Consider the following 19,887-nt stretch of genomic DNA (forward strand, 5'->3'; position numbering starts at 1 on the left):
CGGAGGTGTAACCTATGTCCCCGAACAGGTGTCAACCATGTCCCCGGTCCATACAGAGGGGAGGGTGGGAAGGGAGGCGTGGGCGACGAAGCATCGGGACGCGGTCGCGCCTAGATCAGCTGCAGCGTGACGGCCGCGAGGAGCGTGTAGCGGCCGAACTTGGCCAGCGCGACGAGGAGGAGGAAGCTCCAGAGCGGTTCGCGCAGGAGGCCGGCGGCGACGGTGAGCGGGTCGCCGATGACGGGGGCCCAGCTCAGCAGCAGCGACCAGCGGCCGTAACGCGCATACCAGCGGGAAGCGCGAGCGAGCGCGGCGGGGCCGGCCGGGAACCAGCGCCGGTCCTGAAAGCCGAGCGCCGCGCGGCCGAGCACATAGTTGACCGTCGCGCCCAGCACATTGCCGATGCCGGCGACGAGGACCAGCGCCAGGACCGGATGATCGCCGGCGACCAGCAGGCCGACCAGCACCGCTTCCGACTGCGCGGGCAGCAGCGTCGCGGCGATGAAGGCGGCCGCGAAGAGGGCGGCATAGGCAGACAGTCCGGTCATGCGGGGCATCCGGCGGGGCGAGGGGCGGCTCTCTCATAGAGCGCGGCGGGCCAAAGGGAAAGGCAGCGGGCGTGCAGGCCCGTTCTTGCCAAGGCGGCGGATTTGCCCGACGCTCGGTGCCGGCCGAAGCATCCGCGCGGCCGGAGCATAGCGACAACGGGACAATTCGCGTGAGCCTTTCGACACCGGCCGCCATGGCGCGGCGCCGCGGCGCATGCTGATCGACGCCAATGGCTTTCCGGCCGGGACGGAGCTTGCGGCCGATATCTGCATCATCGGCGCCGGCGCAGCCGGGCTGATCGTCGCGCATGAACTGGCGCAGACCGGGCGCGACATCCTGGTGCTGGAATCGGGCGGGCCGGGCCCGGCGCCGGCCACCGCCGCGCTGATGACCGGGCGCGCGGTGACGCGGCCGCCCTTCCAGCTGGCCGGGGCGCGGCGCCAGCTCGGCGGGTCGTTCAGCGACTGGGGCGCCAATTGCGCGCTGATCGACGCGGCCGATCTTGCCGCGCCGGCCGAAGCCGGCGGGCCCTGCTGGCCTTCCGCGCTGGCGCAACTCAACGGGCTGGCGGCGCGCGCGGCCGATTATCTTTCGGGCTTCCGGGGCTTCGGCGATTTCAGCCTCGACGAGACCGCGGCGCTGCGGCCGATGCCGGGGCGCGGCGATGGCGATGCGGCGGGCGGGGCGTGGCGCGAGAAGCTCTATCTGCGCGGTGCGGCCGACGCGGCGGCGCGGCTGGCCGGGCGGCTTGCCCGCGCCGACAGCCCGGTGCGGCTGGTGCTGCATGCAACCGCGCTCGAGATCGCGATTGCCGACGGCGAGGCGACGGCACTCCATTTCGCCAATCTTGCCGGGGCGCGCTCGACCGTCCGTGCCCGGACATTCGTGGTCGCCGCCGGGACCGAGAATGCGCCGCTGCTGCTGCGCTCGTTCGGGCCCGACAGCGCGGCGGCGCGGCGGCGGCTGCCGGCGCTGGGGCGCTTCCTGCATGCGCATCTGCTGTCACTGCACGGTTTCCTGCTGCCCGGGGGCCCGCGCAAGCGGCTGCATCGCTATCTGCTGCCGGTGACGCGGGACGGGATCGGCGAAAGCCCGCGGCCGCATTTCTCCGGGCTGGTGCCGCCGGCCACCATCGCGGCGCCCGACGAAGGGCTCGGCCATTGCCTGTTTCTCGAACCGGCGATCCATGACGCGCCGCTGCTGACGCGCGAGACCGTGGCGCGGGCCGGGCGCTGGCGGCGCATTCCGCGCCATCACAATCCGCGCTTCATGGCCGCCGCCAAACGCGTCGGCTGGTCCTGTGCGCCGGCGATCTACGGGCTGCGCCATTACATGGAACAGCCGCCGCGCTGGGAGGCGGAGGTATCGCTGGGGGCGCCGGCCGGGCCGTTCGGCCTCGGCGCGGCGCAATTCCGCTGGCAGATCGGCGAAGCCGAAAAACGCCAGATGATCGCGGCCTGTGCAAGCCTGGCGGCGCTGGCGCCGGGTGACGGGTTCGGCCGCGCGGTCGATCACCAGGAAATCGCCGATGCGGCGGGGGCCGATTTCGGGCGCAACGCGCATCCGATGGGCGGGACCGTGATCGGCACCGACCCGGCGCGCAGCGTGGTCGACGAAAATCTGCGCGTGCATGGCGTCGGCAATCTGCATGTCTGCGGCGGCTCGGCGATCCCGCGCAGCGGCACGGCGATGACGACCAGCCTGATCGCGCAGCTGGCGCTGCATCTGGCCGACCGTCTCAAGCGCGACGGGGCCGGGCGATGAGTTCGGCCTCGACGCCGCGGCAGGCGGTGCTGGTGCTCGGGATCGCGCGTTCGGGCACCTCGGCGCTGAGCGGCGCGCTGGCGGCGATGGGGATCGATTTCGGGCGCGGGCTGAAGCCGCCCGACCGGCAGAACCCCAGAGGCAATTTCGAGCATTTCGAATTGTCGCGGCTCAACCAGCAGGCGCTGGCGCATTTCGGCCTGGACTGGTCGTCGGGGCGGCCGCTGCCGGCGGGCTGGCTCGACGCGGCGGCGATGGCGCCGCTGCGGGCGCGGATCGAGGCGATCCTCGCACGCGATTTCGACGCGGCGCTTGCCGGCATCAAGGATCCGCGGCTGGTGGCGCTGTGGCCGCTCTACCGGCAGGCGCTCACGGCGGCGGGCTGCGAAACGACATTCGTGACGATCGAACGGGCGGCGGGTGAAGTGGCGCAATCGATCCGGGCCTCGGGCTATCTGCACGGGCCCGAGACGCCGGGGCGGCTCGCGGCACTCCACCGCTTCTACATGGACGAACTCGACCGGCTGGTGGCGACAGAGGGCGCGCTGCGCATCCGCCACGCGGCGTTGATGCGCGACCCGGCCGCGACGCTGGCGGATCTCGCCGGCCGGCTGCCCTTCGGCAAGGCCGGGGTCAGCGCCGATATCGATGCCGGCGCGGCGACGATCGACCGGGCGCTGCATCGCCAGCGCGGTTAGACCGGGTCAGGCGTCGAGACGGGCGAGGCTTTCGGCGGTGTCGACGGCGGATTGTTCCCAGCTCCGCGGCTGCCAGCCGAGCAGGCGGATCGCCTTTTCGCCGGTGGCGTGTTTTTCCTTGCCGAGTTCGGGCAGCACCAGTTTCAGCTCGGGCATCCGCATGGCGGCGATGAAGACCAGCCAGTTGGGCAATTGGCGCGTCGGCACCCTGGCCGCCGCCTTGCCCAAGCGCGCTTTCAGAAGTTTCGCGATATCGCGCATCCAGACATAGTCGCCGGCGATGGCGAGGAAACGTTCGCCCTTTGCGGCCGGATCCGTCATCGCGCGGATGTGGAGATCGGCGACATCGCGCACATCGACCAGGCCGAAGGAGAGTTTCGGCATGGCGGGCACCGAACCGTCGATCAGGCCCTTGACGATCTGGATCGAGGTCGAGAAGTCGGGGCCGAGGACGGGCCCGAGCACGCCGACCGGATTGACCACCGACAGTTCGAGGGCGCCGCCTTCGCGGGCGATGAAATCCCAGGCGGCGCGTTCGGCGATGGTTTTCGATTTCGTGTAGGGCGAGAGATCGTCGCCGTCGAGATTTGTCCAGTCGGTTTCGTCGAAGGGCTGCTTGCGGACGGGGTGGCCATAGCCGATGGCGGCGAAGGAGGAGGTCATCACGACGCGCTTGACGCCGGCGTCGCGCGCGGCGCGCAGCACCCGCAGCGCGCCGTCGCGGGCGGGCACGATCAGTTCGTTCTCGTCCTTCGGCAGGCCGGCCGGAAAGGGCGAGGCGACATGGAGCGCATAATCGCAGCCCTCAGCGGCCTCGGCCCAGCCCTTGTCGGCTGTCAGGTCGGCGGCGAAGAAGGAAAGGCGCGGGCCCGGATCGGCGGCGCCGCCCGCCTTCAGCATGGCGCGGACTTCCGGCTCGCGGGCCAGATTGCGGACCGTGGTGCGGACCGCGTGGCCCTGGCCCAGAAGCTGGAGGATGGAATGGGCGGCGATGAAGCCCGAGCCGCCGGTGACGAGGATGGTGGACATTTTTTCTTCCTTCGAGTCGGCGCCCCCGCCCTTCGCTTGTGCTCCGGGCGTTCGGCGCTCGAAAAGGTCCACCGGACCTTTTCGTTTGCTGGCGCAAACTGCGCCTCACCCCCTCACCCTTCCGCGAGCTGACGCTCGCTCCCTCCCTCTCCCCAATGGGGAGAGGGAAAGGATCGTTGCGCGCCGGCTAATCCGCCGCCTGAGCGAACTGGCCGGCGGCGGGCGAGAGCTTGTGGTTCTTCAGCGGGAGCTGGCGGATGCGGGTGTCGGTGAGTGCGAAGACCGCGTTGGCGACGGCGGCGGCGATCGGCGGCGTGCCGGGTTCGCCGAGACCGCCCAGGGCCGCGCCGCTTTCGATGAAATGCACCTCGATCGCCGGCGTCTCGGCCAGTGTCAGCATTTCGTAGTCGGTGAAGTTCGACTGCGCCACGGCGCCGCCCTCGATCGCGATCTCGCCGTAAAGTGCGGCGGTGAGGCCGTAGATGATGGCGCTCTCGACCTGCTGGCGGGCGGTGTCGGGATGGATCACCTCGCCGCAATCGACGGCGGCGGTGACGCGGTGCACGCGCACGCGGCCTTCGGCGTCGATCGAGATCTCGGCGACCTCGGCCGCGATCGAACCGAAGCTCTGCTGGATGGCGATGCCGCGGGCGCGGCCGGCCGGCAGCGGCCGGCCCCAGCCGGCCATTTCGGCGGCCCGTTCCAGCACTGCCAGATGACGCGGCTGGTGCTGCAGCAGCGCGCGGCGATAGGCGAAGGGGTCCTGCCCCGCTTCATGCGCCAGTTCGTCGGTGAAGCTTTCGGTGAAGAAAGTGTGCTGCGTATGCGCGACCGAACGCCAGGGACCGAAGGGCACATGGAACGTGCGGTCGACGACGCGGATCGACTGATGCGGCACGGCATAGGGAATATGCGCGGCCTCGGCCGGTTCGTTCCTGCCGATGTAGCGGTTGTCCCAGGCGACCGGCAGGCCCTTGTCGTCGAGCGCGGCGCGGAAGGTCGAGACAATGGCCGGGCGGTACTTGTCCTGGCGGATGTCGTCCTCGCGCGACCAGACCAGCTTGACCGGCGCGCCGACCTGCATCGCGATCAGCACCGCCTCGTCGACATAGTCGAGCGAGCCGGTGCCGCGGCGGCCGAAACCGCCGCCCATATAGAGCGGATGCACGGTGACGTCGTCGAGGCCGAGGCCGGCCAGTTTCGCAACCCGGGCCGCGGTGCCGAGCCCGTCCTGGGTGCCGGTCCAGATCTCGGCCTTGCCATTCTCGACCCTGGCGGTGCAGTTCATCGGTTCCATGCAGGCATGGGCGAGATAGGGCACGCGGTAGGTCGCTTCGAGGACGCGCGTGGCGGCGGCGAGCGCGCGCGGCGCATCGCCCGTTTCAACATCCTTGTCGCCCTTCTCGGCAGCGAGGATCTTCTCCTGTTCGACGAAGATCGTTTCCGACGTCACCGCGCCGAGACCGGCATCGGAGAAACGCGGTTCGAGCGCGGCCAGCGCCTGCTTGGCGCGCCAGTAGCTGTCGGCGACGACGGCAACCGCATGGGGCAGTTCGACGACCTGCCTGACGCCGCGGCGGGCCAGTGCCGGGGCGGCATCGACGCTTTCGAGACGGCCGCCGAAGACCGGCGCATGAAGAATCGCCGCATAGAGCATGCCCGGCACGCGGGCATCGATGCCATATTGCGCCGAGCCGTCGACCTTGGCCGGAATGTCGAAGCGGGCCGGCGCGGTGCCGACGATGCGGTAATCGGCTCTTGCCTTCAGCTTCGGTGCGCGGGGCGGCGACAATTCGGCCGCCTCGGCCGCCAGTTCGCCGAAGCTGGCGCTGCGGCCGCTCGCGCGGTGATGGACATGGCTGAGTTCGGCGACGACTTCGGCCTGCGGCACACCCCAGCGGCGCGCGGCGGCGCGCGTCAGCATCTCCTTTGCCGCCGCGCCGGCGACGCGCATGCCGTAATGGCCGGTGAAGCGCACCGCGGTCGAGCCGCCGGTCAGCTGCAGGTTCATGAATTCGGCGATCTTCAGCATCGAGAAATCGGTGACGCCGAGAAGCGCCGAGGGAATGGCGATGTCGCCGGCGAGATAGCCGCGGGCCAGCCCGTCATTGGCGAAGGCGCGCGCCGCCGGCGCCTGTTCCATGCGCACCAGCTGCCAGTCGGCTTCCATTTCCTCGGCCGCCATCATCGGCAGCGCGGTGTGGATGCCCTGGCCCATGTCGGAATGGGGCACATAGATGGTGACCGTGTTGTCGGGGGAAAGCTTGATCCAGGTCGTCAGCAGGCGTTCGTCGCCGGTGGCGACGGCGCGCGCGGCCGAGGTCAGACGCGAAGGACCGGCAAAGGCGAAGCCCAGCAGCAGGCCGCCGCCGGCAACGCCGCCGGCGACGAGGAGCTGGCGGCGGGTCGGCTTTTTCAGTTCGATGGCCATGATGCTCTCCCTCAGGCGGCGGTGACGGAACGGATGGCGGCGCGGATGCGCGGATAGGTGCCGCAGCGGCAGATATTGGTGATCGCCGCGTCGATATCCTCATCCGTGGGCTGAGGATTTTCGGCGATGAGCGCCGAGACCGCCATCAGCATGCCGGACTGGCAGTAACCGCATTGCGGCACCTGGGCCTCGATCCAGGCCCGCTGAAGATCGCTCAGCATGCCCTCGGCGGCGCCGGAGACGGCGGCAAGGCCCTCGATGGTGGTGATCTCCGCGCCGTCGACCGCCTCGACCGGGGTGACGCAGCTGCGCGTGGCGACACCGTCGACCTGGACCGTGCAGGCGCCGCAGGCGGCGATGCCGCAGCCGAATTTGGTGCCGGTCAGGCCCAGCTCGTCGCGCAGGGCCCAGAGGAGCGGCATCTCGGGTTCGATGTCGAGCGTGCGGGGCTCGCCATTGACGCGGAGGGTGATCGGCATGGGCGGTTCTCCGGCAGTTCGATGGATTGCGGGTGTTCGGGACGCGACTGACCGTTTTTACCATTTCGGTCAGTCTGTTGCCAGCGACAATCGCCGCCTGGCGGCCCCGGTCACGGATTCGTGAAGCCGGCGGTGGGCGCGGCGGCGCGGAGAGCCTATGTTTGCCGGAGATCCGTTGCCTTCAGGAGGATATTCCATGCGCCTTGCCCTGTTTGCCCTTGCTGCCGCCGTCGCCGCCCTGCCCGCCTGGGCCGCACCGCAGGCAAGCGCCAGTTTCAAGACCCATGACGGCGGGGCCGCCGGCATGGCGGCGATCAGCGAAGGGCCGAGCGGCGTGCTGCTGCGGATCGAGACGGAGGGACTCGCGCCCGGCTGGCACGGCGTCCACTTCCATGCCGTGGGCGATTGTTCGGACGAAAAGTTCATGGCTTCCGGCGGACATCTCAACCATGCGGAGGAGGCCGAAAAGGCGCCGCACGGGCTGCTCAATCCGGACGGCCCCGATTTCGGCGACCTGCCGAATCTCTATGTGCATGCAGACGGGACCGGCAAGGCCGAGATGTTTTCGGCGCTGGTCAGCTTCGACGGCGCGGGCGGGCGCGCCGCGCTTTTCGACGCCGACGGCGCGGCCATCGTGATTCACGAGGCTGCCGACGACCATACAAGCCAGCCGATCGGCGGCGCGGGCGCGCGGGTCGCCTGCGCGGTGATCGAGCGCGCAGAATAGAAGGCTGAACGCAGCGCCGAATTCCGGGTCAAGGACCCGGACGGCGAAGCGGCGCCCTGCAAGATGTTCGACTGAAATGATCCATCTTTCAGAGGATCAGCCGACTTCGAGCCTTGTCGGCGCGCCAGCGGCCGGGGCGAGGCTGGCCGGCGGCGCGGCGCGCACCGGCAGGTGGCAGGCGACGCGGGTGCCAATGCCGGGCGTCGATTCCAGCGTCACCCAGCCGCCATGCAGTTCGATGAAGGAGCGCACGAGGCTGAGGCCGAGGCCCGCGCCGCGGCGGCGGTCGCCCGACCCATGGGTCTCGAAACGGTCGAAGACATTGGACTGGAATTCCGGCTTGATGCCGTCGCCGGTGTCGGCGACCCAGAGCTCGACCGAATTCTCGAAGCGCGCCGCGCCCAGCGTGATGGTGTCGCCGGGGCTGGTAAAGGCCAGCGCATTGGAGAGCAGGTTGATCATGATCTGCTTGATGCGCTTCTCGTCGGCACGGACGATGCCGATGTCCCGCGGGCAGTCGATTTTCAGCACGACCCTGTTCTTCTGCGCCGGGCGCTGGGCGAATTCCTCGGTCGCATAGATCACTTCCGACAATTCGACATCGGAGAGGTCGAGCGTCATGGCACCCGCCTCGATGACGGCGAGATCGAGAATGTCGTTGACGACATCGATCAGTGTCTCGGAACTCTCGAGAATGCCCTGCATGTATTCGTGCTGGCGCGGATTGAGCTGACCGAACATTTCGGTCTCGAGGATCTCACCGAAGCCCAGAATGTTGGTCAGCGGCGTGCGCAGCTGGTAGGAGACATGGCTGATGAATTCCGATTTCAGCCGGTCGGCGGTTTCGAGCGCGTCGTTGCGCTCGCGCAGCGCGTTTTCCATGCGCGTCGAATCGGTGACATCGACATAGGTCAGCAGCGTCGCGCCATCGGGCAACGGCACGCGCGCGAAATCGATCACCGCGCCATCGGTGCGCTCAAGACGGCCAGTCGCCTGGGACCGGGTGCCCGACATCTCGGTAATGCCGGCCTTCATCGCGGCCCAGTCGGCCTCGCTGGCATAAAGCCCGCGGCAGAGATCGGCGATGTCGTTGACATGTGGCTCGCCCTCGAGGTCGGCCGGATCGAGATTCCAGATCCGCGCCCAGGCCGGGTTCGAGAGTTTCAAGCGGCCGTCGGAGCCGAACACCGCGACGCCTTCATAGAGATGATCGATCGTCTCGCGCTGCACGCTGGCCAGCGTGTTGTAGGAGCTTTCGAGATTGAGCCGCTCGGTGATGTTCTCATAGAGATAGACGACGCCGCCGAAGGGGTGGGCCTGGCCGATCAGCTTGATCGTGCGGCCATCGGGCAGATGCCAGAATTCCTCAATCGGATCGGGCGATGTGTAGAGTTCCATACGGGCCTGTTTCCAGGCCTGGAAATTGGCCTGTTCGGGCAGGCGGCGGCGGGCGCGCAGCTCGTCGAGAATCTCGCCATCCGACGGACCCTGATCGAGCCATTGCGCCTCGAGCCCCCAGAGCGCCTCGAAGGCGCGGTTGCGGAAGGCAAGGCGCTTGTCCGGTCCGCAGATCGCGACCGCCGTGGTGACGCGGTCGAGCGTGGCGGCATGGCTTTCAATATGACGGCGGAGTTCACCCTCGGCCGCGTCCAGCGCCGAGACGTCGATGGCGATGCCGGCAACGCCATCGCTCATTCGCTGTTCGATGATGTCGAGCGTGCGGCGCTCGCCAGCCATGATGGCGCGGCTGCGCTCACGGGCGCGGGGCCGGTCGAAGAGCCCGCGGCGCAGCGCGGCAAGCGTCTCGTCGTTCAGCAGTTCGAGCCCCTTCAGCACTGCCTCTTCCGGCGAGGCCGCATCGACCGCCTCGGCATAGGCCGCATTGACCCATGCCAGGCGGCCATCGCCGTCGCGGCGCCAGGCGGGCAACGGCGCCGTCATCAACTGTTCCTCGAAACGGGCGCGTGCCGTATCGGCATGGCGCAGGCGATCCTTCAGGCGCGAGACTTCGGCGCGTTCGCCCGAGACATCGCGCAGCCAGAGCACCGCCAGCGCGCCGGCCGGGCGGCCCTCGGCCTCGAAGGTCCGGCCGTCCAGCGACTGCACATGCAGCGAGAAGCGCGCGCCGCGCGTGCGCAGCCGCTCGACCGCCGTATTGAGGCGGCCGGCATTTTCAGGTTCGAGCCTTGTCAGCAGATAGTTGAAATCGAGATCGCCGGAGGAAGGATCAACCAGCGTCGCCGTCGAACCGACAATACGGGGGCGTGCCTGGAAGGTGCCGGGTGCCGCGCGCAGGCTTTCGGGCGTCCAGATGAAGACGGCATCGGGCTCGGCAGCCAGGATCGCTTCGGCCGCGTCGAGCCGTGCGGCCAGGGCGCCGGCATCAGCCTCGCGCGTCAGCGCAACGCGACGTGCGGCCCGAGCTGCACGCAGGCCGACAAGGGCGGCGAGTGCGCCAACAAAGGCGATGCCACCGGCCACCGCATAGGCCGCGGCGATGCCCGGATCGACGGCCGCCTCCGGCGGCAGACCGATCGCGGTCAGCCTGTCGAGCAGGCCGCGCGGCACGATTTCCTGCGCCGGCGCGGCAGACGGGATCAGCGCGGCGCCGATGCCCGCGGCCAACTTCCCCATTCCTGACCGGCGATCCTGCGCCCTCATGCCACACTTTCCGCCTGCCGGCTCCCCCCGGAGAGCTCAAGCCCTTTCGCCCGCAAATCAGCGGGCGCCGCCCATACTACACGATCGGCGGACATGTCGCGAAAAACGACAAAAAGGGCCCGGCGTTTCCGCCGGGCCCCGATTTCGCCAGCCGATGCGCCGCCGGTCAGTAGCGGTAGGTCTCGGGCTTGAACGGACCGGACTGCGCAACGCCGATATAGGCGGCCTGCTTGTCGTTCAGCTTTTCGAGCTTCACGCCGATCTTTTCGAGATGGAGCATGGCGACCTTTTCGTCCAGCGCCTTGGGCAGGACATAGACCTTCTTCTCGTAGCTGTCCGGCTTCGTCCAGAGTTCCATCTGAGCCAGCGTCTGGTTGGTGAAGGAGGCCGACATGACGAAGCTCGGATGGCCGGTGCCGCAACCGAGATTCACGAGACGGCCTTCGGCCAGCAGGATGATGCGCTTGCCATCCTGGAACTCGATTTCGTCGACCTGCGGCTTGACGTTGTGCCATTTCAGGTTGCGCAGGCCGCCGATCTGAATCTCGCTGTCGAAATGGCCGATGTTGCAGACGATCGCGCGGTGCTTCATGTTCCGCATATGGTCGACGGTGATGACGTCGATATTGCCGGTCGTCGTGACGAAGATGTCGCCGCGCGTCACGGCCTCATCCATCGTCGTGACTTCATAGCCTTCCATCGCGGCCTGCAGCGCGCAGATCGGATCGATTTCGGTGACAATCACACGGCAACCGGCCTGGCGCAGCGATGCGGCCGAGCCCTTGCCGACATCGCCGAACCCGGCGACGACGCCGACCTTGCCCGACATCATGACGTCGGTGGCGCGGCGGATGCCGTCGACCAGCGACTCACGGCAGCCATAGAGATTGTCGAACTTCGATTTGGTCACGCTGTCATTGACGTTGATCGCCGGCCAGAGCAGCGTGCCCTTCTTCTGCATTTCATAGAGGCGGTGGACGCCGGTGGTGGTTTCCTCCGTCACGCCGCGCACGCTTTTCGCGACCTGATTGTACCAGCCCGGCTTGTGCTTGAGGCGGCGCTTGATAGCGGCGAAAAGCACTTCCTCTTCCTCATTGCCCGGCGTTTCGAGGAACGCCGTGTCGCCGTCCTCGGCGCGCTTGCCCAGATGGATCAGCAGCGTCGCATCGCCGCCATCATCGAGGATCATGTTGGGTGTGCCGCCGTCCGACCATTCGAAGATGCGGTGGGTATATTCCCAGTAGTCTTCAAGACTTTCGCCCTTGATGGCGAAGACCGGGATGCCGCGCGCGGCGATTGCGGCCGCGGCATGATCCTGGGTCGAATAGATGTTGCAGGATGCCCAGCGGATGTCGGCGCCGAGTTCGGCCAGGGTTTCGATCAGCACGGCGGTCTGGATCGTCATGTGGAGCGAGCCGGCGATGCGGGCGCCCTTCAAGGGCTTCTTCGCGCCGAATTCCTCGCGCGTCGCCATCAGGCCCGGCATTTCCGTTTCGGCGATGTCGATTTCCTTGCGACCCCAATCGGCGAGATTGATGTCCTTGATCGCGAAATCGCGCGGATCGGCTTTGGCAGCTTGGCTCATGGGGCGGAGGCTCCTTGGAAGGGCTTGATTTCAGGCGGCCGGCGCGGGCGGCGCAATGCAGCGCCTCGGCCCGCGAGGCGGCCGGTTCGGAGGGGTTATAACAAGGGCGGCCATCAGGGGCAAGAGCGATATAAAGAAATCTTTATATGTATCTTCCGAGGCGATCACCCGACGAGCGGGCCGGCCGGCAACCAGCGTGCAGTCCGTCTGCTGCAGGAACAGGCGCCGACCCGTCAGTCGCGCTCGCCGAAACCATCGGCAACCAGGGCCTCGAGGGCATCGAGGGCCGCTTCGGCATCGGCGCCCTCGGCCTCGATCAGAATGCAGCAGCCGGGCGCGGCGGCCAGCATCATCAGACCCATGATCGAGGTGCCGGGGACGGTGTAGCCTTCGCGTGAGACGCGAATGTCGGCATCGTAGCGTTCGGCCACCTGAACGAATTTCGCCGAGGCGCGGGCATGAAGGCCGCGGGTGTTGACGATATTGACAAGCCGGGATGCGGGGCGCGCCGCCCCGCCGCTTTCGACAGTCACTTGCCTTCGCCCGCCAGGACGCGGCTCGCAATCGAAATGTATTTGCGGCCCGATTCCTGCGCCTGATCGGCCGCCTCGCCGAGGCTCGCCGTTTCGCGCACACTTGCCAGCTTGATCAGCATCGGCAGATTGACGCCGGCGATCACTTCGACCTTCGCCTTGTCCATGACGGAAATCGCCAGATTGGACGGCGTGCCGCCGAACATGTCGGTCAGCAGGATCACGCCATCGCCGGAATCGGCCGCCGCAACGGCCTTGAGAATGTCCTTGCGGCGCTGCTCCATGTCATCGTCGGGACCGATGCTGATGGCCGCCACCTGCGCCTGGGCGCCCACGACATGTTCCATAGCGGCGACAAACTGGCTGGCCAGTTGACCATGCGTTACAAGTACCAATCCGATCATCGACCGCCCTCATTGCCGCAACCCGTCCGCCCCTGCGGGCGGGGCGGCGATACCGCACCCCTGCGAGGGGCGTATCGTGACCTCATTCCGGCGTCAATGACAAGCGCTGCGATGCAACAATCGGCATCGAGGCAACGCTTTTTCCAGGTGAGGAGACGTGCGGTCACAGCCGGCCATCGGCGCCGGGAAAACCATTGTCCGGTATGGCCGCCAGCGCGAGACGAAGCTTTTCCGGCGTCGTCGCGTCAAAGGCATGGAACGCCAGAACCGGCAGCGACAGTCCGGCGACCACCTCGTGGCGCGGCACAGGCAGGCGCGGCACGGTGTCGCGCGGCACGAGATCGACGATCAGCGCGACAGGGCCCTGTGCCACAGCCGGCACCGCCACCAGACCGAGACCGCGCAGTTCAATGAGGCCGGCGAGGGCTTCGGGCGCCGAGGCGACGAGCCTGCCGCCGTCGCGGACAAGGCGGACCTGATCATCGGCCACAAGGCATGTTTCGCCGGCCGGATCGGTGCGGATCAGGCGGAAGGCCAGGTCGGACTTGCCGGCACCCGAAGGCCCGCGCAGCAGCAGGGCGCGGGTGCCGCAGGCCACACATGTACCATGCATGTATATGGCGTCTTCGTTCGACGGAAGGGTGGGCGGGGACATCGGCGATCAGTCCGCGGCCGGCAGATCGACGATGAACTGCGCCCCGCGGATTGTTTCGCCGTCCATCAGATTGGCGGCATGGATGAGGCCGCCATGCACCTCGACGATCTGGCGCGAGATGGCCAGGCCGAGGCCGGAATGCTTGCCGAAACTGTCGGGCCGGTCGGTGTGAAAGCGATCGAAGATGCGCTCGAAACTGTCGGGCGGAATGCCGGGCCCCTCATCCTCGACCCGGATGACAATCCGGTTGCGCTCGCGCGCGGCGGAAACCCGGACCGTGCTACCTTCGGGACTGAAGGACAATGCATTGTCGACCAGGTTGCGGACAACCTGACCGAGACGCATGTCGAAGCCTTTCACGACCATGCGCTCGCGGCCCGGCGGGCCCGGATCGATCTTGAGCACCACCTGTGCATGGCTGGCGACGCCGGTTTCGGTGAAGAGATCGCAAACCGTCTCAAGCAGCGTCACGACATTCACATCCTCCATTTCCTCGCGCGACAATTCGGCATCGAGCCGCGAGGCGTTGGAAATGTCGCTGATCAGACGATCGATGCGCCGTACATCGTCCTGGATGATCTGCATCAGTCGTTCCTTGGCTGCATCGTCCTTCGCCAGCCGGAAGGTTTCGACGGCGCTGCGGAGCGACGTCAACGGATTCTTCAACTCATGAGCAACGTCGGCTGCGAAACTCTCGATCGCATCGATGCGATTGTAGAGCGCATTGGTCATGTCGCGCAGCGACCCCGACAATTCGCCGATTTCATCCCGGCGGCCGGTGAAGTCGGGAATCTGGGCACGCGCGTTCTTGCCCCGGCGAACGATTTCGGCCGCCTGTGCCAGGCGACGCACCGGTTCGGCGATGGTGCCGGCCAGCACGACCGACAGCAGGATCGTGACGCCGAGCGCCACCAGAAAGACCTGCATGATGGCGAACCGTTCGGCACGTACGATCGCATCGATATCGCCGCCTCGCGTCGAAAGCATCAAGGCACCGAGCACCGCACGATAGCGCTGGATCGGCACGGCGACCGAAACGATCAGCTCGCCGCGATCATTGACGCGCTCCATGCTCGAGGGCGTTCCGGACAATGCGCCGATGACCTCGGCATACATGGTGCCGTTCTGGCTTCCCGCCTCCCGGAAGCGCTCGAGATTGCGCCCCGGAAGCAGACTCCGCATCCAGTCGGCGATACCTTCGAGAAAGCCTGGATCGTCAGCACCTTCCGGCGGCGGCAATTCGAAGGCGACGACCTGGCCGGACGCCGAGAGCTGCCGCGAATCGAGGATCAGCCAGCCCTCCTTGTCGTAGAGGCGCGCGCGGGTCTGTGTCGGCAGCACCAGACGGCGGAGAATCGGGGCGGCGTTCTCCGGAACGATCGGTAATGTCCGTTCGGCCATTTCCGTCTCGATGTCGGCGGGCGGGCGCGCCGCGCCGATGCGATTGGCGGCAAGCGGGTCGATCACCTGGGCATCCTGCGTCGAGGTCGCGCCCTGGGCAATGGCACCGGCAATGATTTCGGCCTGTGTCAGCAGGCTCTGTCGGCGGGCATCGATCAACCCTTCGCGAAACTGGTTGAGATAGAGGATGCCGGTCAGCAGAACGAAGAGCGCCGCAACATTGAAGGCAACGATGCGGCGCGTCAGGCTCGAAAAGCGACCGCGCGCCAGAAAGCCGCGAAAGGCCGCAAACAGGCGCGCCACCCATGCCGACAGCCGGTCGGCCAGCATGGCGTCGGACGCCGCGCGCGGCGAGGCGGCAGGCGCGATCCGCCCGCCGGTCTCGTCTTCGTCCTCGCTCAGGCTCGCCATGACATCTCTTTGGCCTTGTCGTGCCGCGGCACGGTTATGCAGGCTGGCGCCGCAGCCGGGCCTCAGGCCTCACGATAGCGGTACCCGACGCCATACAGGGTTTCGATGGCGTCGAAATCGTCGTCGACTTCCTTGAACTTCTTGCGCAGGCGCTTGATATGGCTGTCGATGGTCCGGTCGTCGACATAGACCTGGTCGTCATAGGCCGCATCCATCAAGGCATCGCGGCTCTTGACGTAGCCAGGACGCTGGGCCAGCGCCTGCAGGATCAGGAATTCGGTGACGGTCAGCACGACCTGCTTGCCGCCCCAGGTGCAGGTGTGGCGCTCGGGATCGAGCAGCAGCGAACCACGCTCCATCACCTGATTGACCGCGCCCTCGAGCGGCGCGCCCTCGGCCTTCGGGCTGACGCGCCGCAGCACTGCCTTGACGCGCTCCACCAGCAGCCGTTGCGAGAAGGGCTTGGTGATGTAATCGTCGGCGCCCATCTTCAGGCCGAACAATTCGTCGATCTCGTCATCCTTCGATGTCAGGAAGATCACCGGCAGATCGGATTTCTGGCGCAGGCGGCGCAGAAGTTCCATACCATCCATGCGCGGCATCTTGATGTCGAAGACGGCGACATCGGGCGGGTTGGCGGCAAGGCCCGCCAGCGCCGCCGCCCCGTCGGTATAGGTCTGGACATGATATCCCTCGGCTTCAAGCGCGATGCTCACCGAGGTCAGAATGTTGCGGTCGTCGTCGACCAGCGCAATGGTCGGCATTTGCCCCTGTCCCTTTTGACGGTCGCGGCCCTTTTTCGCTTCGGGACCGTTTCCGCTCAATTCGTTCCGGACCTCTTCCATCGCGTACCCCGCTCTCAGATCCGCCCGCCCAGCGGCGACGAGGCATAGGGACGCTTTTGGCCCAAAATGTGGCGGCAGTATAAGGGGTTGAATGCTCAAGTGATAGGCCGGAAGGCAGGGTGCGGCGCTGCCGGCAGGATCGGCCGATTTGACAAGGCCGGGGCGGCGCGGTCATTGAAGGGACGTGGCGGAACGCGGGCTTCCGGCAAGCGGACTATCTGGGGGGACCATGACAAAACGCATTCTCATCGGCCTTGCGGGCCTTGTCGTTCTGCTGATCGTCATCGTTGTCGGGCGGACGCTGATGATACCGACGCTCGATATGAGGTCGGCCGGCGAGGCGTCAAGCATCGATGCCGAACGCGCGGCGCAGCATCTTGCCGAAGCCGTCCGTTTCGAGACGATTTCCCACCAGCGCGGTGCCGACCCCGCGGCCGTCGCGCGCTCGGAGGCGGCCTTTACCGGCTTTCGCAACTGGATGGACGCAACCTATCCAGCCTTCACGGCTGCCAGCAGCCGCGAAATCGTCGGCGGCCAGACACTCTTCTATACATGGCAAGGCCAGGACACGTCGCTCGATCCCGTGCTGATGATGTCGCATATCGACGTCGTGCCGATTGCGCCGGGAACCGAAGACCAATGGGAGCACCCCCCCTTCGGGGGCGTCATCGCCGATGGTTATGTCTGGGGGCGCGGCACGATCGACAACAAGGGCTCGCTGATCGCCATGGTGGAGGCAGCGGAACTTCTGGCCGCGCGCGGGTTCCGCCCGACACGCACCATCATGTTCGCCTTCGGTCATGACGAGGAAATTGGCGGCCCACGCGGCAACAAGGCGCTGGCCGAACTGCTGCAGCAGCGCGGCGTGCGGCTGGCCTGGGTCAAGGATGAGGGCGGCGTGATCGGTCATGGTCTGCTGCCGGGCGTCAATGCGCCGGTCGCCATGATCGGTGTCGCCGAAAAGGGTTCGATCTCGCTCGACATCGTCGCCTATTCGCGCGGCGGCCATTCCTCGATGCCATCGCCCGCGGCGCAGACCGCGATCGGACGACTCGCCCGCGCGCTCGACCGGATCGGCAACACGCCGTTCAAGTCGCGCGTCGACGGCGCAACGCGCGGCATGGTCGAGGGGCTTGCCCCCGCCGTGCCGTTTCTGCAGCGCATGGTCTATGCCAATCTCTGGCTGTTCGAACCCGTGGTGCGCGGCGTGATGGAAAAGAGTCCGACAAGCGCCGCCCAGCTTCAGACAACGATCGCGCCAACGATCATCGAAGGCGGCAACAAGGAGAACGTGTTGCCGCCGGAAGCGCGTGCAGTCGTCAATTTTCGCATACATCCGCGCGACAATGCCGAGAAGGTCATCGCCCATGTGCAGGCGGCGGTCGACGATCCGGAGGTGACGATCGAAGCCCTGCCCGGCGTTCGCGAGGCGTCGCAAGTCTCCAACATCGAGGGCGACGGGTACCGGTTGCTGACGCGGATTATCGGGGAAAGCTTTCCCGGCACGATTACCGCCCCCTATCTCGTGGTCGGCGGCACCGACAGCCGTCACTACCTGCCGATTACCGACAATGTCTTCCGGTTCATTCCGATCCGCATGGGCCCCGACGACATGGCGCGCTTTCACGGCACCAATGAACGGGTATCGGTCGCGAACATGGGCGAGGCCGTGGCCTTTTATGTCCGGCTGATCGAGGCGATGGAGTCCGCCGCCGAATAACGCCGTTTTCAGGGTTAAACTGCCGCTTTTTGCGGCAGAACCCGTCCCCCGGGCGGGCATCGGGGACGCTTCGCCGCAGCCATTGCGGATGACCGCAAAGCGGTTGCGCCGGACCGGGGCCGCCAGTATGTTGGCGCCGAATTTCCGACCGTCTGAAGAAAGTCGGGGGCCGCTGGCCCCGGCCTTTCCCTAATTTCCGGCGGATCAGACGCGCGCCGACCAGGCCCGCGCAAGACAATCGGCCCGGCGGGATTTCCGACAACGGGCGACAGGGACGCGACCAAGCCAGACGGCCCGCTGGGGCCTCTCGGGATCACGAGGAGAGAATTGTGAAACAGACCGGGCCTTACATCAGCAGTCATGGCGCCGACAAGAACGGCTTCAGGAATCTTGCCGCCCTGCACTGGAACTACCGCCCCGCTTCTCTTTATGAAGAGTCGATAAAACGGGGCGAGGGCCATGTGGCCGCCAACGGGCCCTTCGTCGTCAAGACCGGCGTTCATACCGGCCGCTCCGCCAAGGACAAGTTCATCGTCCGCGACGCTTCCACCGAAAAGACCGTCTGGTGGGACAACAACAAGTCGATGACGCCGGAAGCCTTCGACCTCCTCCATGCTGATATGCTGAAACATGCCGAAGGCAAGGAACTCTTCGTTCAGGACCTTTTCGGCGGTGCCGACACCACCCACCGCCTCGCCACCCGCGTCTTTACCGAATACGCCTGGCACTCGCTCTTCATCCAGAACCTGCTGATCGAACCGAAGCCCGAAGAGCTTGACGATTTCATTCCGCAATTCACCATCATCGACCTGCCGAGCTTTGAGGCCGATCCCGCCAAATACGGCGTGCGGACAGGCACTGTGATTGCCTGCAATTTCGACAAGCGCATCGTGCTGATCGGCGGCACTTCCTATGCCGGCGAAATCAAGAAGTCGGTCTTCTCGATGCTCAACTACGAATTGCCGCCCAAGCGCGTGATGCCGATGCATTGCTCGGCCAATGTCGGCGCGGAGGGCGACACGGCGATTTTCTTCGGTCTTTCGGGCACCGGCAAGACGACGCTCTCGGCGGTTGCCACGCGCACGCTGATCGGCGATGACGAGCATGGCTGGTCGGAAAACGGCGTCTTCAATTTCGAAGGCGGCTGCTATGCCAAGATGATCAAGCTGTCGGCCGAGGCCGAGCCGGAAATCTATGCGACGACGCAGCGTTTCGGCACCGTGCTCGAAAACGTGGTGATGGACGAGAATACGCGCGAACTAGATCTCGACAGCGCGGCACTTGCCGAGAACAGCCGTGGCGCCTATCCGCTCTCCTTCATACCGAATGCCAGCGCCACGGGCCGTGCGCCGCACCCGAAGAACATCATCATGCTGACGGCGGATGCCTTCAGCGTGCTGCCGCCGGTGGCGCGTCTGACGCCCAGCCAGGCCATGTATCACTTCCTGTCGGGTTATACGGCGAAGGTCGCCGGCACCGAAAAGGGCGTGACGGAGCCGGAAGCGACCTTCTCAACCTGCTTCGGCGCGCCCTTCATGTCGCGTCATCCGACCGCATACGGCAATCTGCTGCGCGACCTCATCGCCGAGCACAAGGTTTCGTGCTGGCTGGTCAATACCGGCTGGACCGGCGGCGTCTACGGGACCGGATCGCGCATGCCGATCAAGGCGACGCGCGCCCTGCTTGCAGCGGCGCTTGACGGATCGCTCAACGGCGTTTCCTTCCGCACCGATCCGAATTTCGGTTTCGAAGTGCCGGTCAGCGTGCCGGGTGTCGACGACAGGATTCTCAACCCGCGCGAGACCTGGGACGACAAGACCGCCTATGACGCGCAGGCACAGAAACTCGTCAGGATGTTCATCGACAATTTCGCCAAGTTCGAAGCGCATGTCGATCCGGATGTCCGCGCCGCCGCGCCGGCCGCCGTCCGCGCTGCCGAGTAAGTACGCACTTCATATGAAACGGCAAAGCCCGGAGGGAAACCTCCGGGCTTTT

The 19,887-nt window shown here is 66.7% G+C and carries 16 protein-coding genes; 5 read left to right on the forward strand and 11 right to left on the reverse strand.

The window, feature by feature from the left end:
- Positions 1 to 110 precede the first annotated feature (110 nt).
- On the reverse strand, positions 111 to 548 hold the full coding sequence (locus AAC071_RS11885) for a YqaA family protein (protein ID WP_339832800.1): 438 nt from the start codon (positions 546 to 548) through the stop codon (positions 111 to 113).
- A gap of 214 nt (positions 549 to 762) precedes the next feature.
- Here AAC071_RS11885 and AAC071_RS11890 point away from each other — a divergent pair, with 214 nt between their 5' ends.
- Both AAC071_RS11890 and AAC071_RS11895 read left to right on the forward strand, forming a co-directional pair.
- The gene (locus tag AAC071_RS11890; protein WP_339832801.1) at positions 763 to 2,313 is read left to right on the forward strand and encodes an FAD-dependent oxidoreductase; all 1,551 of its coding nucleotides are present in this window, start codon (positions 763 to 765) and stop codon (positions 2,311 to 2,313) included.
- Positions 2,310 to 3,011: a hypothetical protein gene (locus tag AAC071_RS11895; RefSeq protein ID WP_339832802.1), complete on the forward strand. Its 702-nt coding sequence runs from the start codon at positions 2,310 to 2,312 to the stop codon at positions 3,009 to 3,011. The genes AAC071_RS11890 and AAC071_RS11895 overlap by 4 nt, the downstream gene beginning before the upstream one ends.
- Before the next feature lie 6 nt (positions 3,012 to 3,017).
- Here the strand turns inward: AAC071_RS11895 and AAC071_RS11900 are convergent, their stop codons facing one another.
- The 3 genes from AAC071_RS11900 to AAC071_RS11910 all read right to left on the reverse strand — a co-directional run bounded on the left by AAC071_RS11900 (position 3,018) and on the right by AAC071_RS11910 (position 6,950).
- On the reverse strand, positions 3,018 to 4,040 hold the full coding sequence (locus AAC071_RS11900) for an aldehyde reductase (protein WP_339832804.1): 1,023 nt from the start codon (positions 4,038 to 4,040) through the stop codon (positions 3,018 to 3,020).
- A 187-nt stretch (positions 4,041 to 4,227) separates the two neighbouring features.
- Positions 4,228 to 6,471, reverse strand: a complete 2,244-nt coding sequence (locus AAC071_RS11905) for a molybdopterin cofactor-binding domain-containing protein (protein WP_339832805.1) — start codon at positions 6,469 to 6,471, stop codon at positions 4,228 to 4,230.
- 11 nt (positions 6,472 to 6,482) lie between these two features.
- Entirely contained in the window at positions 6,483 to 6,950 is a 468-nt protein-coding gene (locus AAC071_RS11910; protein WP_339832806.1) for a (2Fe-2S)-binding protein, read from the reverse strand.
- Positions 6,951 to 7,146: 196 nt separating this feature from the next.
- Between AAC071_RS11910 and AAC071_RS11915 the strand changes: the two genes are divergently transcribed.
- The gene (locus tag AAC071_RS11915; protein ID WP_339832808.1) at positions 7,147 to 7,677 is read left to right on the forward strand and encodes a superoxide dismutase family protein; all 531 of its coding nucleotides are present in this window, start codon (positions 7,147 to 7,149) and stop codon (positions 7,675 to 7,677) included.
- Positions 7,678 to 7,773: 96 nt separating this feature from the next.
- Here AAC071_RS11915 and AAC071_RS11920 read toward each other — a convergent pair whose 3' ends face one another.
- The 7 genes from AAC071_RS11920 to AAC071_RS11950 all read right to left on the reverse strand — a co-directional run bounded on the left by AAC071_RS11920 (position 7,774) and on the right by AAC071_RS11950 (position 16,091).
- Positions 7,774 to 10,311, reverse strand: a complete 2,538-nt coding sequence (locus tag AAC071_RS11920; protein WP_339832809.1) for a PAS-domain containing protein — start codon at positions 10,309 to 10,311, stop codon at positions 7,774 to 7,776.
- A 193-nt stretch (positions 10,312 to 10,504) separates the two neighbouring features.
- On the reverse strand, positions 10,505 to 11,923 hold the full coding sequence (gene ahcY, locus AAC071_RS11925; protein ID WP_339832810.1) for an adenosylhomocysteinase: 1,419 nt from the start codon (positions 11,921 to 11,923) through the stop codon (positions 10,505 to 10,507).
- A gap of 233 nt (positions 11,924 to 12,156) precedes the next feature.
- A complete protein-coding gene (locus tag AAC071_RS11930; RefSeq protein ID WP_339832812.1) occupies positions 12,157 to 12,456 on the reverse strand; it encodes an HPr family phosphocarrier protein in 300 nt (99 codons plus the stop codon).
- Positions 12,453 to 12,860 carry a PTS sugar transporter subunit IIA gene (locus AAC071_RS11935; RefSeq protein ID WP_339832813.1) on the reverse strand — a complete coding sequence of 136 codons (408 nt, stop codon included), beginning with the start codon at positions 12,858 to 12,860 and terminating at the stop codon, positions 12,453 to 12,455. Before AAC071_RS11935 ends, AAC071_RS11930 begins: the two co-directional genes overlap by 4 nt.
- 163 nt (positions 12,861 to 13,023) lie before the next feature.
- Positions 13,024 to 13,473 carry an aldolase gene (locus AAC071_RS11940; protein WP_339832814.1) on the reverse strand — a complete coding sequence of 150 codons (450 nt, stop codon included), beginning with the start codon at positions 13,471 to 13,473 and terminating at the stop codon, positions 13,024 to 13,026.
- A gap of 48 nt (positions 13,474 to 13,521) precedes the next feature.
- Positions 13,522 to 15,327: a stimulus-sensing domain-containing protein gene (locus AAC071_RS11945; RefSeq protein ID WP_339832816.1), complete on the reverse strand. Its 1,806-nt coding sequence runs from the start codon at positions 15,325 to 15,327 to the stop codon at positions 13,522 to 13,524.
- Between the two features lie 62 nt (positions 15,328 to 15,389).
- Positions 15,390 to 16,091: a response regulator transcription factor gene (locus AAC071_RS11950; RefSeq protein ID WP_339832818.1), complete on the reverse strand. Its 702-nt coding sequence runs from the start codon at positions 16,089 to 16,091 to the stop codon at positions 15,390 to 15,392.
- A gap of 310 nt (positions 16,092 to 16,401) precedes the next feature.
- Here AAC071_RS11950 and AAC071_RS11955 point away from each other — a divergent pair, with 310 nt between their 5' ends.
- Positions 16,402 to 17,892: a M20 family peptidase gene (locus tag AAC071_RS11955; protein WP_339832820.1), complete on the forward strand. Its 1,491-nt coding sequence runs from the start codon at positions 16,402 to 16,404 to the stop codon at positions 17,890 to 17,892.
- A gap of 329 nt (positions 17,893 to 18,221) precedes the next feature.
- The gene (locus AAC071_RS11960; protein ID WP_339832822.1) at positions 18,222 to 19,835 is read left to right on the forward strand and encodes a phosphoenolpyruvate carboxykinase; all 1,614 of its coding nucleotides are present in this window, start codon (positions 18,222 to 18,224) and stop codon (positions 19,833 to 19,835) included.
- Positions 19,836 to 19,887 lie beyond the last annotated feature (52 nt).

It is taken from the genome of uncultured Parvibaculum sp., assembly GCF_963975745.1.
GTDB lineage: Bacteria > Pseudomonadota > Alphaproteobacteria > Parvibaculales > Parvibaculaceae > Parvibaculum.

What these genes read in the sequence shown, in the direction of transcription:
- AAC071_RS11935 (WP_339832813.1), bottom strand. Translation starts at nt 12,860, where the DNA reads ATGATCGGATTGGTACTTGTAACGCATGGTCAACTGGCCAGCCAGTTT.
- AAC071_RS11955 (WP_339832820.1), top strand. Translation starts at nt 16,402, where the DNA reads ATGACAAAACGCATTCTCATCGGCCTTGCGGGCCTTGTCGTTCTGCTG.
- AAC071_RS11910 (WP_339832806.1), bottom strand. Translation starts at nt 6,950, where the DNA reads ATGCCGATCACCCTCCGCGTCAATGGCGAGCCCCGCACGCTCGACATC.
- AAC071_RS11905 (WP_339832805.1), bottom strand. Translation starts at nt 6,471, where the DNA reads ATGGCCATCGAACTGAAAAAGCCGACCCGCCGCCAGCTCCTCGTCGCC.
- AAC071_RS11885 (WP_339832800.1), bottom strand. Translation starts at nt 548, where the DNA reads ATGACCGGACTGTCTGCCTATGCCGCCCTCTTCGCGGCCGCCTTCATC.
- AAC071_RS11945 (WP_339832816.1), bottom strand. Translation starts at nt 15,327, where the DNA reads ATGGCGAGCCTGAGCGAGGACGAAGACGAGACCGGCGGGCGGATCGCG.
- AAC071_RS11900 (WP_339832804.1), bottom strand. Translation starts at nt 4,040, where the DNA reads ATGTCCACCATCCTCGTCACCGGCGGCTCGGGCTTCATCGCCGCCCAT.
- ahcY (WP_339832810.1), bottom strand. Translation starts at nt 11,923, where the DNA reads ATGAGCCAAGCTGCCAAAGCCGATCCGCGCGATTTCGCGATCAAGGAC.
- AAC071_RS11890 (WP_339832801.1), top strand. Translation starts at nt 763, where the DNA reads ATGCTGATCGACGCCAATGGCTTTCCGGCCGGGACGGAGCTTGCGGCC.
- AAC071_RS11915 (WP_339832808.1), top strand. Translation starts at nt 7,147, where the DNA reads ATGCGCCTTGCCCTGTTTGCCCTTGCTGCCGCCGTCGCCGCCCTGCCC.
- AAC071_RS11920 (WP_339832809.1), bottom strand. Translation starts at nt 10,311, where the DNA reads ATGGGGAAGTTGGCCGCGGGCATCGGCGCCGCGCTGATCCCGTCTGCC.
- AAC071_RS11940 (WP_339832814.1), bottom strand. Translation starts at nt 13,473, where the DNA reads ATGCATGGTACATGTGTGGCCTGCGGCACCCGCGCCCTGCTGCTGCGC.
- AAC071_RS11895 (WP_339832802.1), top strand. Translation starts at nt 2,310, where the DNA reads ATGAGTTCGGCCTCGACGCCGCGGCAGGCGGTGCTGGTGCTCGGGATC.
- AAC071_RS11950 (WP_339832818.1), bottom strand. Translation starts at nt 16,091, where the DNA reads ATGCCGACCATTGCGCTGGTCGACGACGACCGCAACATTCTGACCTCG.